This window comes from Desulfomonile tiedjei, from assembly GCA_016212925.1.
In the GTDB taxonomy this organism is placed as follows: domain Bacteria; phylum Desulfobacterota; class Desulfomonilia; order Desulfomonilales; family Desulfomonilaceae; genus JACRDF01.
The window spans coordinates 24633-40727 of record JACRDF010000046.1; the positions used below are offsets into that span (position 1 = coordinate 24633).

Here is a 16095-nt window from a genome sequence, read left to right on the forward strand (position 1 = left end):
CTCGCCCGGAAATCCTTGTTTTCACTCGTTCCCAGGCTCTGACTTCCTAACCATACTGAACTGACAGGCCTTTCCGGGCAGAGCCTGGGAACCAGAGGCAAAAGGAAGGCACCCTCACCCTGCCCGCTCCCAAAGGGAGAGGGGATTCCCCGTAGCGCCGGCGTCCCGCCGGTATTCCCCTATGTCCTTCCCGCGGGGAGAGGGACCAATCACCGGCAAGATGCCGGCGCTACAGTTCCTCTATCCCTCGCCCTTTGGGGACAGGGTGAGGGCCATTCGTCCTACGATTCCACCCATGCCATGGATTTTGAGACAATCTCAGAGAAGCGCCCTGATTTCGGGCGGTTCACGAACCGCGCCGTACCAGTCCCGCGTTGGCGGGACACACAATCCATTGTCCTCGCCCGCCGGTTGCCGGATTGAAACAAGCAAGGTTTTCCTACCGACAGGTACAAGGTCTCAAGGTGGTCAGCATCATGTGGGAATCCTACGAGGCACAACAGAAATGGCTTGAAGAGAGGTTCAATCATATCAACACGATTCTGGCCAACATCCAGAAGAATATGAGCGAACTGAAAGAAATGCACTCCGCGTGTGTCAATCGGTGCAACATTGAAATGGACAAGGTTTACCACAGGTTGAGACACGTAGAACACAAACAGGCCGCAAAGAACGGGGCCGAAGCACACCGAAAGGAGAGCATACAGTCGGAAAACCTGACCTGGCAGATGGTCATTGCTATGGGAACGGCTCTGTCAGCCGTAGGCGCCTTTGTCGGCTATTTCATAGGAAGGGGATAATGAAACGGGAAATGATCAAAGTGGCGATTCTCTCATCAGCATCGGCCATCGGGCTGGTGACCCTTTTATTCATCAGTTTCAGCTCGCCGCTGATAATGGGCGACGATCCATACAGCCTCCTGCGGTACGTCCTGATTCGCATGACAGCAGTGCTGATCGCCGTGCCGGTCCTTACGGGCCTAATGGTTGCGGTCGATTTTGTCACGCCGGGCGACTGGATGGAGGCCATTGGCAATGATCCGAAAGCTTGTAGCTATATCATGGCTGCTGTTGTGCTGGTTATCGGCGCTATCCTTTGCTGGACCTGACGCTTGGGGACTTGCCGACCCGTACAAGCGTTCCCTGAAGGGCCAACTACAATTCATAATCGCAAAGCATCCCAAGTACACGTGGGGAGGATCGAGTGACCTCGAGCAGGGGCTGGACTGTTCCGGCTACCTGTTCCTCGCGGCAAAGTGGGCCGGTATCCCTGGCATTACCCGAACCACATCGGACCGGATGGCCGATGGCTTGGGAGGGTGGACTTCCAAAGAGATAGACCTGAAAGACGCCCGGGAATGCGATCTGCCCTTCTGGACCTTCCGCCCGGCAAGGAAAAACGGGCACGTGGGAGCCTTCCTCAATGACAACCGAGGCCGGCGAGCAGTCACTCACGCGGGAATGTCAAAGGGCGTTGTGCTGGAACCTCTGAATGGAAAACTGCTGGAGAACCTGTCAAAGGTTCGCAGACTGACTATAGGAGATTGAAAACGTTCACCGGGAGAAGCGAAGGCGCTTGAAATAACGATGGGGGAGGCTTGGAGGGGCGGCTGCAGAGCAGCCGTAGTGTCGCCGAAAGTCTGGAACACCTCGTGGCCTAACGAAGAAGCCGGTGGTGAGACTGGCAAAAATCCTCATGCGGCCTCTCGGCAGCTCCGCTAGCCATTTATCCCCCTCCATCCTCACCGGGCGTAGAGCCGCCTCAAGGCCGGTGAACCAATAAAGGAGTTGAAAATGACAAACACAAAAGTCTGGTGGACCTCGAAGACAATTTGGACCAACCTGATCGCTTTTGTAGGTTCCATCGTAATAGCAATCGGGTTCGACTCCGGCCGATGGGCGGAGATCGCCACTGTGCTGCTGGCCGTGGTGAACGTTGCCTTGAGGCTGATCACCAAGGAAGAGATTGTGCTGCAGACCGAACCCCAATAAATGGAGGTCAAACAATGGGACATCCCAAAGGCAAGCCTGAAAAATCAAGGCCTGCAAACCCCTGGGACGAGATAAAATATTTCACGCCAAAGGAATTCACCTGCAAATGCGAGGGGTTCTGTGATCATCCCTCTGTTATTTCCATGAACGTGGTGTCCAAGCTCGACAAGATCCGGGAATTCATCGGAAAGCCAATCACGATCTTGTCGGGAACGCGATGTGAAAGGTTTAATAGGAAATTCGGCGGCAAGACCCGTTCTTCGCATGTTCCCAAGGACAATGTCAGTCACGCCGTGGATGTCCGCTGCCCGGACGCGGCCTTCAGATTTGCTTTCCTCACTGCCGCTCTGCCCATGTTCAATAGGATCGGGATCGGCAAGGACTTCATTCACGTGGACGATGACCCGGAGTTGCCATCGAATGTGATCTGGCTCTACGGGCCGTGAGGGTGGGACAGGCATCTTGCCTGTCGCAGAATGACGGGCAAGATGCCCATCCCACCAAAGCCTTACGGCAGCTCTCCCGGTAAACGATAACCATCTAGGGTAACGCTCACGATTTTCAGAAGAGGCAATTATGGCTGTTATCTCCATCGAGACATTGATCCCGTCCTCCGGCGCGGTTCCATCCAACGGGTATGATGCGGTTTCTCTCGCCGGCTTCACCGAATGGGAAGTCGGGGACGAGGCCCGGTTCTCCATTGTAGTCCCTGAAACCTATCGCGCAGGCAATGACTTTTATCTGCGCATTCAGGAATCTTCCCCTTCCCTGTCGTTGCGGCACAAATGGCAGGTGAAGACCCTGCTTATGCGTCCCGAGGTGAACGTCACGGATGAGGCCGCTGTGACGGAAACGTTCTCGCTTGAATGTCAGGACGCTTCAACAGCGGATCGGCTCACCACCCGGACTCTGCCGGTGACAGGTTCGGCAAAGCAAGGTCAGGTCCAAGATCATGTGATCAGCCCCGGGGACGTGCTTTGCTTCATTCTTCGGAGGGTCAATGCGTCTGCGCAGGAAGATCCCGCGGCCATAAAGGTCTTTGACGTGTCATTGGTTGCTCGGGTGGATGATTCAGCCGATTCTGATTGTGCCGGCAGAGTGGGGAAAATATTTGACACGGTGCGCGACTTATTCAACGAGGCTACAGGCGGTTTTCTCCCTGACAATTTTATTCTTCGGTCCATCAATCGCTGCTTACAGGATATCGGGCAGCACAATTACTGGCGTCGAGAAACCTGGATGCCTGCCGAGGCCGGCGAAAACCGGGTCGATCTCTTGGAAGCCATCGCGGGCTACCAGGATGTGCACCAGGTTCATTTCAGCGGCCAAACCGCTCCGATGATGCCGCTGGGGAGCTTCGAGGAATACGAAGAACTAAAGACCGGGTCCAATGCTACGGGCGTGCCGGAATACTACGCGGTGCAGAACGATTCCATGTATGTGTGGCCTCCTCCGGCAACGAATCTGGCGTCAGGTTTTTGCGCCTATCATTCCTATTTGCCGGCCGATCTGACCTGTTCCGAGGAGAATCCCACCCCTCCTCTGCCGGCCGCGAACGACATGCTCTTTGTTTACTTTGTGCTCAAACAAGCCTTCCTGCGTGATCGGCACGCGCCCGGAGCTGAAGTCAAGTTCCAGGAATACTCGGGGCTCTACGAGCAAGCCAAGCAAAGGCTGCTGGGCGAAAAGGACCCGCCTAAATTGGCCTTGCGACCATACCGCTGATACTAAAGTCGGCTTGCAAAGGGAGAATTTCCGGGGGAAACTTTTTGCGAATGGATTGTATGCCTTGCGCAGTTCCTTTAGTCAGGCGGCAATTTGCAGGGGGCAAGGAGCGCGAGGCAAGACCGGAACTTGTAGGGGCGGACCCTCGTGGTCGCCCTTGGTTGGCCCGGCGGTGCAGTTCAGGGCAGGCACGAGGCCTGCCCCTACGGTTGTTTGGCGATCTGCCCTACGCGGAGACCTCCGTGTTCTCCAATTCCTGAACACATGATCGGATTCTGAAGGATTGGCTGAGCTAAGGCCATAATCCATTTACAAAAAAGGTTCTCCCCGCAATTCCCCGTTTTCAGGGCGAGAAAGGTGTTGAAATGCGTTCCACGAATCAGGAGCCGTACCGGACCGTCAACCTGTTCGATTGGACAGGCGGCGTGCGAGATAAGCGCCAGAATCCTCTCATGTATCCCGAAAACGCCCTTATGTCCGGCGAGAACGTCGATCTGGTAGATGGTGGCATGAAAACGAGACGTGGATGCAGCGCAGCGCTCGTGAGCCCGCTGCGTACGTCAGGGCCAGGCACTCCCGGACCGGTGGCCAGCCTGGCAACGGATCCCACCGGGGCGGACTACCCGGTTTACGGCCACTCCGCTGTTTACGAACCTAACGTCCATGCCATGCTCGTCTTCGGAGGCCTTGTCGGCGGGGAGCCTTCGGACGATCTTCGCATATACGACATAGCGACAGACACTTGGGAGATCGTCTGGCCTTGTTGGCCCCCTTCCGAAGGTCCACCGCCCAGGGCCTATCACTCCGCGGTTTATGATCGAATGAACAGGACCATGTGGGTTTTCGGCGGATATGACGGCTCCTCAACGCTCAACGATCTATGGAAATACGACGTTGCCACGAATACCTGGGAAGCCGTCTCTCCCAGTGGCACGGTCGCGGCTCCCCGGCAGAGACATTCGGCCATTTTCGACCCGGTCGGAAGGTGCATGTACGTGTTCGGCGGGATGGCCGGCGACGATTCGCTCTTCCATGATCTCTGGAAGTACGACGTTGAGAACAACGAGGGCACGTTGCTGTCGTCCGGCGGACCGTGGCCCGAGGCTCGATTCGGCCACACCGCGGTGTACGATTCGGACCGGCGCACGATGCTCGTCTTCGGGGGGCATTTGTATGATCCGATGTTTGTCCTCGGAGACGAAGCCGTTGTCGCGGACCTGTGGAAATACGACATCCTCGAAAACGCCTGGACCCGGATCAGAAGCCCGGATGGAGGAACCGAGCCGCATCCCGAGCGTGTATATCATCATGTGGCTGTGTACTTTGACGCTCTACACTCGATGATAATTAACGGGGGTCTAAATAGGCACATGCCAAATGCAGGAGGCCCTGGAGAGGACAAGATATGGACCTACAACGTCGCAGAGGACAGCTTTTCCGAGACAACCTTGTCCGGAGAGGGTATTTCGAACAATCCTTTGTTCAACCATTCAGCGGTTTACGATGAGCTTTGCCGGGGGGTGATCTTCCTGGGCGGAGTAGGGACCAACGAACTGTGGGGCTTCGGTTATGGCGGCCCATGCTCTTACACCAACCAGGGGGACCTCCCCGAGCCGGCCGGCCGTTTTACAGCGCTGGCACAGGTCCGCTTTCCCACAAACCAGTCCAGCTACCTTTTAGCTCAGATTGAACACGAAAATCTCAACAGCCTGCATGGCTCCGCCGAGCGACTGCCTGTCTCCGGCAGTCCGCCTTCCTTTCAGGAACTGTACAACCTGGGGTCTAACGCGGGACCCTGCTCCGTGGCCGTTCTCAACGATCGGGCCGTTATTACCGATGGGCTTAACAGGCCTCCACTGGTTTTTGCCGGTTGCATGGACCCTTCCGGATCGGACTGGGCCGTTCCAAAAGCGGCTCTAATCACTTACGACGGCGGCTCTTCGTGGCACGACATCACAAATCAGGTTTGCGACAAAGACCCGGACACATTCGGCGATCTTTCATCTCTGTCCGGTTCCGGCGGGCAGCTCCTGGTCTGCACGGATATGTCGGGCGTCAGCGGCTTCCATTTCGAAATGCAATCGCCTAATAATCGACTCGGCGGAATGACTGTCCAGGGGTATTCAGGCGAATGGGCCGCGGGCGGTGGGTGGCTGGACCACACCAGCGGCCTCCTGACTGACGGAACCGTCATACACCAAGGAGGGGTCTTTTCCGCGGACTACCACGTGGTCAACAATGTGCCGGGATATTGGTTTTCCTTCGCGTGGCCCAGCGGAACCGGCCCAGGGACCCTGGTGAGGAGAATACTGTTTCAAGCTCCCTGCCAAAACCTGCAAGTCATCGGCGAAGGTCAGCCCGATACGCCGCTCGGGTTCATTTACTGGGACAATTCCGAGAATTCGGCCAAAGATTTCACCGTAGAGGTTAGTGACAGCACTTATCCGTCCTTTGCGAGATTGAACGACGGACAACTGGAGTCTCCCGTCGGCATGGGTTCGGGCGACGCTCTTTTTGTGGGCTATCTGACGCCGTTCAACGGTGTGGATCTTACACCCCACAACGACTACCACAATGAGGTTGCCTCGATCGTATCAGGCTATTACTGGAACGGACTTGCATGGATAAGCCTGCCGGGATTCGCGGACAGGACCCAGAAGCCCGCCGGAACGACTTTGGGAGTCAAGGGGCGCCTCTCTTGGACCACTCCCGCGGCCTGGCGGCAATGCAGGCCCATAGGGCCGGAATATCCGCATGGTTACTGGGTGAAACTTGTCGTATCAGCCTCACTGACTCCCAAGACCTACATCAGTGAGGCGAGCATCTGGCCGGTCCTTGAACCGCTCAAAAAGCACAAATTCGCTTTGACCGTGCGAGACAGAATGGTTCTGCTCAACAGGCCGGACGCCTCAGACCAGGCCGACATCTCCCGCGCATACGAGGAATACGGTTTTGCCGGCATTGACTCGGCAAGCCAAAGGATCGGGGGACAAGATGCAATTGTTGCCGCGCATACCGTCTTCAACCAGGGTTTCATAGCAAAGACCGAAGATTGGTACTTGTTCAACGGATACAGCCCCGAGACTTTTTCTTTTGAAAGGGCCGAAGCAGCGGGACAAGCGCCCCTTAACAACCAGGTCGTGGTCAAGGCTCCGCTCACCGAGGCCGACGACAAGAACCTCATGGGCCTTTACTACATAAACCGCACAGGGGCCTGGTACTTTGCCGGAATAAAGGTCTACAAAATCAGCGAAGAGGTCTCCTGGTGGGATGACACCAACAGTCTCCCGCGGCTTGATCTCGCGCATCTGCACGAGGCCTGCGGGGTTTATTGGCCTGAGCGAAACTGGGTTATCTGGGCCGTGCCGATGATCACCACGGGATTCGGCCAGGAGACCAACAACCGGCTGATCATATACGATCTTACCCTCAGGACGTGGCTGCCGCCGTTTACCATCAGCCTGGCCTCTCTGACAACGGCTTACCATTACAACGAAAACGCTCCCGGTAAGCTGGGACAGCTCGGTTTATACGGCGGTGACTATTCGGGCAGGGTCCTCCGGCTCTTCGGGCCGAACGACGCCACGGACCTGGGTGTCCCGATCACGGCTTGGGCTGAAACCGGATGGCTCCATTTCGGCTCCCCGCAATGGTACAAAATCGTCCGAAGGTTGCAGCTCTACGGTCGGACCGTGGCCGGTGAAAGCATTACGGTCAAGATTTGGGCCGACGGCAAGACCGATGCATCCAATCCCGTCGCCGGCATCTGTTTGAGCAGCCTGGAGGGTCTCCCAAACCAGCTCTTTGGCCTGGAAGAAGAGAACGTGAACACTCAAGGCAGGTTCTTCAAGTTTCGGTTCGAGTTCTCCGATGTTACCGACGTGTTCGGCCTGCAACTCGGCGTCAGCCTGATCAGAGAATGGGGCGCCTCTTGAAAGATGGGAAATGAGAAGAATTGCGGGGGAGGCCCTTTTTGTGAATGGTAGGGGCCGGCCTGGGAACGAGGACAGACTCTTTTCTTGTGGGGCAGGCTTTCCAGCCTGCCATAGTTGACATTTTGACCAGGCAGGCTGGAAAGCCTGCCCCACAAGTCACTGACATCGCCACTAGTGGTACCCATCCGCGATCTCTGTGATCTCTGCTCTCGTTCCCGGCTGGAGCCTGGGAACAGGGGAGTCTTTCATATTCCCCTCGTGAACGAAAGGAAGGGACCTTGATAGAAACCGAGCAGCAACGACGCTGGTGGTTTGCGACACACCCGGAGTTCAGCTCGACCCGCGAGGGACAAAGGCGTAATCCGTACGACGATGATGACGAGGCCGGCAGACCTTCGCCGGAGTATGTTGACGTGTGGATGGACAAGCTGCTCAAGCAGGCGAAGGATGATTTTTGGACAGACGTGTTCCGAGACGTAAAGTCCCGATATGGAACCGAGGCTGCCCCGAAAACCGCGGCCGAGAAGCTCGCGTTCCTCGGGGAAGGCGAATACCCCGATAGTGAAGACGAAAAAACGGAAAAGGGATCATTCGGGAGCGCATACGGCTGGGCACGAGACAACTGGGAGGATGCGCTACGTGCGCTGCGAGACTATTTGACCGGCCTAGGTCCCGCAGTTATCAGCCCCATACAGGCAAAGTACCCCTCTGCGGATGAGATAGCGAAGAGGCTGGGAACAACCAGAGACGATTTTCACATGCGAATTAAGGAGCAAATTAAGAAAGATCACCCATCCGAATTGAAGGCAATAGGGCGACCGAAAAACGTTGACATCGGAGTCGACCCCAAGGGTAATATCGTTCTCCGTAACAAAGAAACAGGTAGAGAGATCAACACAGATGTTCCCCTAAAAAAGTATGGTAAGTGAGAAGAGAATGCTCAATATTTACGCTCATTGCAGTTTGTGGGGCGAGGAATTCTCGCCTGCAAAAGCAGAACGAAACTCCGGAATGCCATTTGACGAAAAAAGCGAACCGGGCGAAATAGCTACTTTCGGTCGGTTCCGCGGGCAGCCACTTCCTTACGGAAGCGCTAAACTCATTCTGCGAGAGGGTGGAGAAAGAGGGAAACTTATTGACCCTGAAATTATTAGCTTTGTTGCTAAAAACCTGCACCACTTCAGGAAAGCAGGGGCAACCGATATTCAAATCGACATTGTTGTGGCTTATGGAGGGCAATGCAACCTGGAGATGAGTCCAGAATTCTTGAACTCCGTGGCATCTCTCGGAATTCCGTTAACCTTGAGCTGTTATGAGGACGAAACTCTGAGGGAAGACTAATTCGGAGGCCGCGGCGCTTACTGGGACAAGAAAACAGGAACCGTTGTCATACGCGACCCCGGGCATCCCGATGGAGGGACTGCGTTTAGGCCTGACGCCGGCAAGCGGTATTATGATAAGAATCTCGAATGACAGGAGGTGATTATGAAGCTCACTGGATTTGATGCTGATCACGTTCTGCTCGTTTTGTCACGAAATGAGTTGAGAGCCATGGGTCAAGCTTTAAACGAGGTGTGCAATGGCTTACGCGTAGTCGACTTCCAGATAAAGATGGGATCGGACAAAATTGAGACTGAGGGGATACTGGACGAAATCATCCCGATCTACAGGAAAATGAAGAAATCGGGTAACCAAGATGTAGAAATGAATTTTTCCCGCCGCGATTTGCGAGCCATCATCGGCGCTTTTGAAGAGGTATGCAAAGAAATAGACGCAATCGACTTTTCAACCAGGATGGGAGCACAACGCAGCGAGGTTGATCAGATATTGGCCGAAATCGTACCGATTTATCATCAAATGAAACTGATGTAGCCGCACGTAGCACGTAGGATGCGGTAACCAACGGATCTGGTGGAATGAGACCGTCACCCCGGACTTGATCCGGGGTCCAGACTCTGGTTTCCTGCTTGCTCAGTAATGACGGGAAAAACGCCCTTTCCCGTGCGTGGGATGCGGTGAAAGAGGTGAGCCGCACCGCTTTCGTAAATCACACGAACCATGCTTTCACTCTCGTTCCCAGGCTCCAGCCCGGACATTCTCGGATATGTCCCTCAGAGCGTCTTAGGGGAGGCAGAGCCTCCCGGTACGCGTTCCCAGGCTCCAGCCTGGGAACGAGGGAAAATCCCCCTCACCCTCACCCTCTCCCGCCAGAGTAGAGGGTTTAATCCCTCGAACGATGCCATCACCCTTTCCATTTTCCGCAATGGCGAGGGCGATTTGTAGGGGCAGGTCTTGTGCCTGCCCTCTTCACGGGCGCCCACAAGGGTCGCGCCGTACAGTAGCGCCGGCGTCTCGCCGGTAATCCCCCTCTCCCTCCGAGAGAGCGTGGGGGCGAGGGCAAACCCCTTGGTATTTCTTCGCCTGTTACGGTCATTTGAAGAAGTGGACCGCTGGCAGCCCAGACGAGAGGTAGTTGTGCACGCGTGCGTGCACGACTACTCTCCGCGCTCTCCGCGATCTCTGCGGTGAATGATCTCCTGTTTCATCATCAACACAAAGGACCTATCAAATGACTTCCGGTCGGTACACCGCTTACCACATCTACCAGGGGCTCTCATTCCCGGAAGCCCAGAAGGCCGGGACCAGGCCGTACAAGCTTCCGGAATACCAATGTCGCCATTCGCAGCGAGGGTACCTGTTTCAGTTCGAAAACATGGTGGAACGCACACATTTCGATGCTGCCAACACGAGCTGCTGCAACGAACCGGTAAGGAATTTCGAGAACAAACCTCAATACGTTGAATCCTTCAAGCCCATGAACCCGAAAGACTGTAAATCCAGTGTCCAGGCCACCGGCTGCACGGTCCTGGAAGTCTCTGTGGAAAGCGCCTCAGCGATCTGTGCTCAACAAGGCGCCAAAGTCCGCCGCATCAAGATCCTCTGCCCGACGATGTGCACGGACTTCGCGAGCCTTCAAGGGGGCGGCAGCTTCAAAGGACGGTATGGGACGTTTAGGTCCCTCGGCCTCGAAGCCGGCGACATCCTGATCATGGACTATGTGCCCGACCCGGACCTTATCCACGGTTGGTACGGCAACTGCTCCGGATCGAGAACTCTGACGGAAGAGTTCTGTGGCGGTTACACCCTTAGGTTCTCTCTCAACGCGGGCCTGAATTACCCGGGAGGATGCGGGTGCGATTGTTGCGGCGAAAACGGGTCTTTTCCACCTCCTCTGATGACCTTGAGCCACCCAATAGCGACGAACGATTGGTCGAACACGATTGATCTTCACGGCTCCGCGTACGGTGAAGGATGCAGCGGTGGACAAATCAAAGGGAGTTTTTCCGGGATCAATGGGGGAGGTTCACTGCCCTGGTCCGGCTCAACCAAATACTCGGGGTCTCAGTCAAGCAGATCTGTGTCCCGAGCGGTCAACGGTGAAATCGGCAGCGCTTCCAAGTCCATGTGTTGCGGGGCTTTTATTGAGTGGAGCGGCACTGACGGCTGCGGCGGTGGAGACCGGAACGAGCAGGCCATCGCGGGCCGAATCACGAGCAGCCAGATATCTCCCGCGTCAGGAACTACCTTGTACGAGTCCAGCGGCTACGTTTTCAGCGGAAGCGAAGCTTGCTCTTATGCCGCAGACGCGGGCATGACGTTCAGCCGATCCTGTCTGACCAATTCAGGCGGCACTCTCAACAGGTACAACGGTCACATGACCCTGTCTTTGGGCGGGCCTTTGACGTTTAGCGGGACCCATCATTGCTCGGGCTGCTGCGGCAACGGGGCACTGCTGATTGGCTTCACCAACGGCTGCGGAGGGTCGTACAGCGCCTCGTATCAAGTGGCTCGCAGTCTCGGCCCAGGGGCATACAGTGACGTGGTAGGTCGTGTGTACAAGTGCGAGAGCTTTTTCAGGAGTATCCCACCCACAGGCTATTACTACCGCGTCGCCAGGGCAGACCTGTACTGCGCGGGGCAGCATGGCGGCTTTTCCAATCCTTTCGGCGACTACTATTACACCCTTGGCGAATGTGTGTCCGGGATCAGCGGGGCCGGTGCTGCCAACCTCAGCGGCCAGGGCGGTTGCGGGAACATGTCCGGCGGCCCGTCGTGCTGCTGGTATTCAGACAACGGCATGGAAGGGACGGCCTTTGAATCCACGATAGCCGTCGTCAGCGGAAGCAAATGCTGCAACATACCGATGAGCAATGGAGACTGGATATTCAGCGGCGCGGGGAATCCCTGCTGCCCGGCAGAGTAAAGGTAAGCGTTCACTGAGATAAGTGTAACGTGTTGGAATTACGATGGGGGAGGTATGGAGGGGGAGATGCGTCTCCCCCTCCATTCTCGCCGGGCGCAGAGCCGCCTCAAGCCCGGAGAACTATAGCGGAGTAAATGAATGAGCGAACAGAGTGCGGGACTGCCTTTGGACAACTACATCGGCTTTCTTCAATACCTGGCGGCGGTGGTTGAGCGAATGAACGGGATTCCCGTCGTGACCGCGAAATGCCCGGAATGCGGAAGCCAATGGTCGGTCTGGAAGACCCTTTGTCCTACAAGCGAGGACTACGCATGCGGGTACAGAACGGTATGGAAATGCGAAAACCCCGAATGCGGCGAAATGGAATTGAGATGAAATATCCAGGGAGGGCCATTTGGCATCCGTCGTCCCGGCGAAAGCCGGGACCTTGTAGGCGCCGGCCTCCGTGCCGGTGCACATTTTGGCCGGCAGGGACGCCGGCCCTACGATTCCTGCCCCTGTTCTACCTCCCAGGGTCGGGTGGCCCGGACGTGTGGTGGGACAGGGCTTCCAGCCTGTCTATCGGGATGACCGGCAAGATGCCGGTCCCACCAGCGGGTCGCGTAGCGACAAGAGGTGACTTCTAACCCGCGAAAAATCTTTCGAGGCTGTTGGACAGAGCGGTGCCCTTAAACAGCCCCTCCTGTTCCTCCGGAACCCGGACGCAGTGGCGTCCGGGCCACCCCGCGGAATCGTGGCGAATGCCGATCGGTAGGGGCACCCCTTGCGGGTGCCCTGTGGCAATCGGCCTCGGTGCCGGAAATACAGCCCGTAGGATGCGGTTCGGGCGAACCGCGGGATCGCCGGCATCCCACGCGCTATTACGTTTGTCCCCATATACTCTGACCCGATGAAGGCAATCGCCCCAAATTGGGCCAAACACATCATCCACCAGGAGGAAACTCTTATGATCCCACAAAACGATTACTACGGGGAATTCAATTACCAAAAGGCGTACGGAAGCAATCCGTTCGCGGACGCGGCAAAATCCATAGCAAAACTAGTCTCCAGCCGGTCCTCCGCGGCAAGCGGAGGCTCCTCCGCTTCATGGTCAACCAACGTAGCGAAGCTCGACGATCCCGAAGTCGAAGAATACATGTCTCATATCATGGGCGGGCAACGAAAAACCCTCGACGATTACGTCGCACGCGCAGCCGGCGCGGGGATCAAACGCGGGGGCCTGAACGTGGTAGGAGGCCCGTCGCTCGATTCCGCGCTCCATCAGTCGGCAATGAAGACCCTGGCTGCGGGGTATGCGGATCGATTTCGAGAGGCCATGAACTACAACAAGTCCCAAAAAGAAGCCAGTTACAGCCAGTACCAGGACAGCATTCGTGATTTGCAGAGTTGGTTGGGATTGCAGCACCGGTTCCTCACCAGCCAGGCTGATTGGCGGAATCGCCTCGGTGACACCATGCATCAGGACTGGCGAGGCGACGTGGATTGGAAGCGTTCTGAGCCGACGAGAGAGTTGCAGTTGGAACAAACGAGACGGCAAATGGAAGAGCAGCGACTGCGGAACTACTGGGAACAGCAGGATCGCAATCGGGCCATCAATGACCGGACAGACCAGGAAATCAAGTGGCAAGCGCTTGCGACCAGATTGGGAGAGGCCTCTCGGGTTGGAGTCGACGCTGTGGGCTGGACCGCTCTGGACGACCTCTGGATGGACCGGCTTGGCGTTCAGATGGGCTACAGTAAACCCGGGGAGGCCAAATCCGGAGGCAGAAGCAGCAAGGGCAGCGCCCGAAGCGATTTTAAGGCTACTTCCTAAGGTCGTGGCGGCAGTTCCGGCCGAGCCAATTCTTGTAGCCCACCGGCGGGCACGGCCCGCCCTGCAGGAGCGTGTCGTCCTATCGTAGGGCGGGCCGTGCCCGCCGCTCCTAGTCCTATTGAGACTGCCCCAAAAGTCATAAAAGAGATGGAATCATAGTACGACCCCTCCTCACCCGGCCCTCTCTCAAGGAGAGATGGAACTGTAACGTGGCTCCAACAAAGGCCCTCTATCGCTCTCGTTCCTTCGGCCCCCCTAAGCAGGCCCACCGGCGGGCACGGCCCGCCCTACAGGAGCGTGTCGCCCTATCGTAGGGCGGGCCGTGCCCGCCGTTCCTGATGAAATTGCGTCGGGCTTCACCCTGTCGCGATGGCAACTGGCTTCAAGGGGAATTGGAATAAGGACCTTGCACCGGGTCAGCAGGCGGGAAATCCTCACCGGAGCAGCGCTGACCCCACTTTCGTTTTACTTTTCATTTTTGAGTTGACAAGCCAGGTTAATTATGGTCCCATTGGGGAAACGAGAACATATGTTTCCCTTTGGCCCTGGAACGGAACCACGGGCAAAGCCAACCAGACCCGTGGTTCAGGATCGCTCCTGCCATCATCTTGTTAACTTTATTGGTTACTACAGGCCGATCCACCTTCCGGACCCAGGACAAAAAGCCACACCCAAAACCCCGGATACCCGGCACAAAGGAGGATGCCATGCAGACGGTCGATCCCCGCAGGTTCGTTTCTCAAGCCTTTGACAAAATCCACGAACAGCTTTCACTGGTCCGCCTACACGTCGATTCATTGGACGATCCGGTAGCTCGCAGGCTCTTCGAGTCCATGGAGTTCGGTCTGCTGGCCCCTATGCGCAAGCTCCGGTTGCACCTGGACATCCCTTACGACTGGCACGAACAAAGGTCCGCGGCAAAGGAGGCGGTCCGATGACAGAACCGGTCACCACGGTGGAACATTGGACCGAACTCAATGCCGGCAACCTCGTTGATTGCAGATGGGGGTGCCGGATAACCGTCGACGCCTGCCATTCCTACCAATCGAGGGCCGCCCGGTATGTGCTGCATTTTAACGGCGACCGTACACCGTCTCAGAGGGTCAATGCCGAATACCTGAGGTGTGTTTTCCCCGAGCCTTGCACGAATTTTCTCTCGGATGAAGAAGCTCAGGCTGCCCGGGAACTCCGTGCCTTGACCAAGAGACCGCTCCAAATGCAGATCCGGCAGCATCAAGGTCGCGAAATGAATAGGCTCATCAATCCTGAGGAAATGCTCCGCGAGGCCCCGTGGCACAGATCGCTGGTAACCGCATAGGAGAGGGGAAGGAAAGAATTGCGGGGAGGACCTTTCGGAAGGAGATTATTCGCTTAGCTCAGCCCATCTTTCATTTCTCCATTTTGTTCGGAAGTGGTTGCGAAGAATTGTGAGGCCACCCAACGCAAAACCCCGATTTGTGTAGGGGCGGACCCCCGCGTCCGCCCTTGGTTGGGTCTGCTGGGCAGATCAGGACAGGCGCGAGGCCTGCCCCTACGAGATCCGGTCTCACCTCGCTCGCCCTATCTGCTTCAACTGGTCAGGCATCAGAAAGGGCTAAGCAAAGTGTGTAATCCCTTTGTAAACAGTTTCTTCCGCTTCCCCAAACCCCTATCACCATGAAAGGAAATTCCATGAAGCGTTCCGAAATGATTTGCACAAAGTGCGTAAAGTTTGACGGCACATCGTGCCGGTTGCAGCCCCAGCCCATTCAAGTGGATGAACCGGCCGGGTACTGGTGTGCTCAAGGGCAGTGGCATCAATGGTCGGAAAGGTACCAGGAGATGGAACCCTTCTACTGGGGCGAATGGGAAGAACCCATCGGACAATAGCAACAAACTATCACATTGACTGGAGGCAGATTCATGCAACTTCCCAAAGAGGTAATGATATTCGGCCGGACGTACGACGTTCAGGACCTTTGCCCGATTCACGTTTCAGAAGGAGTGCTTGGCCTGGCAGCTTACCGGGACGGAGTCATATATCTGGATCAATCGGTGGATATGGCCCTGAGTCTCAGCACGCTCTGGCACGAGGCGATTCATGTCGCGCAGCAGGAGATTTTCGGCAATATTGACGAATCGCAGGCGAGATGGATGTCGCTGTTCGTCCACAACTTCCTGGTTCACAATCCGGAAGTCCTCGAGTTCTACATGCACGGCCTAAGCTTGGGCTCTTTTGAAGACGACGAGGGCAAGGCCGGATAACGTATTTCTGTCTCGTGACCTCTCTCCCCCTCGTTCCTTCGGCCCCCGTAAGCAGGCCCATCGGCGGGCACGGCCCGCCCTACAGGAGCGTGTCGCCCTATCGTAGGGCGGGCCGTGCCCGCC

Annotated in this window: 17 protein-coding genes and 1 pseudogene; all 18 read left to right on the forward strand. The window is 56.4% G+C overall.

Annotated features, from left to right (window positions below; translation table 11 throughout):
- The first annotated feature begins 476 nt into the window (after positions 1-476).
- The 18 genes and pseudogenes from HY913_18880 to HY913_18965 all read left to right on the forward strand — a co-directional run bounded on the left by HY913_18880 (position 477) and on the right by HY913_18965 (position 15972).
- Positions 477-800: a hypothetical protein gene (locus HY913_18880; GenBank protein ID MBI4965349.1), complete on the forward strand. Its 324-nt coding sequence runs from the start codon at positions 477-479 to the stop codon at positions 798-800.
- Positions 800-1108 carry a hypothetical protein gene (locus tag HY913_18885; protein MBI4965350.1) on the forward strand — a complete coding sequence of 103 codons (309 nt, stop codon included), beginning with the start codon at positions 800-802 and terminating at the stop codon, positions 1106-1108. The genes HY913_18880 and HY913_18885 overlap by 1 nt, the downstream gene beginning before the upstream one ends.
- Positions 1035-1547, forward strand: coding sequence for a C40 family peptidase (locus HY913_18890; protein MBI4965351.1), 513 nt, complete (start codon positions 1035-1037; stop codon positions 1545-1547). The genes HY913_18885 and HY913_18890 overlap by 74 nt, the downstream gene beginning before the upstream one ends.
- A gap of 246 nt (positions 1548-1793) precedes the next feature.
- Complete coding sequence (locus tag HY913_18895; GenBank protein MBI4965352.1) at positions 1794-1991, forward strand: hypothetical protein; 198 nt, start codon at positions 1794-1796, stop codon at positions 1989-1991.
- A gap of 14 nt (positions 1992-2005) precedes the next feature.
- Entirely contained in the window at positions 2006-2437 is a 432-nt protein-coding gene (locus tag HY913_18900) for a hypothetical protein (protein MBI4965353.1), read from the forward strand.
- A 130-nt stretch (positions 2438-2567) separates the two neighbouring features.
- Positions 2568-3716 (forward strand): hypothetical protein, encoded by a 1149-nt coding sequence (locus HY913_18905; GenBank protein ID MBI4965354.1) that lies wholly within the window; start codon positions 2568-2570, stop codon positions 3714-3716.
- A gap of 365 nt (positions 3717-4081) precedes the next feature.
- Positions 4082-7651, forward strand: coding sequence for a hypothetical protein (locus HY913_18910; protein MBI4965355.1), 3570 nt, complete (start codon positions 4082-4084; stop codon positions 7649-7651).
- Between the two features lie 278 nt (positions 7652-7929).
- Positions 7930-8580 (forward strand): hypothetical protein, encoded by a 651-nt coding sequence (locus tag HY913_18915; GenBank protein ID MBI4965356.1) that lies wholly within the window; start codon positions 7930-7932, stop codon positions 8578-8580.
- A 7-nt stretch (positions 8581-8587) separates the two neighbouring features.
- Complete coding sequence (locus HY913_18920; GenBank protein ID MBI4965357.1) at positions 8588-8992, forward strand: hypothetical protein; 405 nt, start codon at positions 8588-8590, stop codon at positions 8990-8992.
- 6 nt (positions 8993-8998) lie between these two features.
- A pseudogene (locus tag HY913_18925) lies at positions 8999-9124 on the forward strand (mAFB alternative).
- Between the two features lie 12 nt (positions 9125-9136).
- On the forward strand, positions 9137-9523 hold the full coding sequence (locus HY913_18930; protein ID MBI4965358.1) for a hypothetical protein: 387 nt from the start codon (positions 9137-9139) through the stop codon (positions 9521-9523).
- Between the two features lie 697 nt (positions 9524-10220).
- Positions 10221-11915, forward strand: a complete 1695-nt coding sequence (locus HY913_18935) for a hypothetical protein (protein ID MBI4965359.1) — start codon at positions 10221-10223, stop codon at positions 11913-11915.
- Positions 11916-12053: 138 nt separating this feature from the next.
- Positions 12054-12290, forward strand: a complete 237-nt coding sequence (locus HY913_18940; GenBank protein MBI4965360.1) for a hypothetical protein — start codon at positions 12054-12056, stop codon at positions 12288-12290.
- A 571-nt stretch (positions 12291-12861) separates the two neighbouring features.
- The gene (locus HY913_18945) at positions 12862-13728 is read left to right on the forward strand and encodes a hypothetical protein (protein ID MBI4965361.1); all 867 of its coding nucleotides are present in this window, start codon (positions 12862-12864) and stop codon (positions 13726-13728) included.
- A 707-nt stretch (positions 13729-14435) separates the two neighbouring features.
- Positions 14436-14666: a hypothetical protein gene (locus tag HY913_18950; GenBank protein ID MBI4965362.1), complete on the forward strand. Its 231-nt coding sequence runs from the start codon at positions 14436-14438 to the stop codon at positions 14664-14666.
- Positions 14663-15046, forward strand: coding sequence for a hypothetical protein (locus HY913_18955; GenBank protein MBI4965363.1), 384 nt, complete (start codon positions 14663-14665; stop codon positions 15044-15046). Before HY913_18950 ends, HY913_18955 begins: the two co-directional genes overlap by 4 nt.
- Positions 15047-15399: 353 nt before the next feature.
- Positions 15400-15597 carry a hypothetical protein gene (locus HY913_18960; GenBank protein ID MBI4965364.1) on the forward strand — a complete coding sequence of 66 codons (198 nt, stop codon included), beginning with the start codon at positions 15400-15402 and terminating at the stop codon, positions 15595-15597.
- 33 nt (positions 15598-15630) lie between these two features.
- A complete protein-coding gene (locus HY913_18965; GenBank protein ID MBI4965365.1) occupies positions 15631-15972 on the forward strand; it encodes a hypothetical protein in 342 nt (113 codons plus the stop codon).
- Positions 15973-16095: the final 123 nt, after the last annotated feature.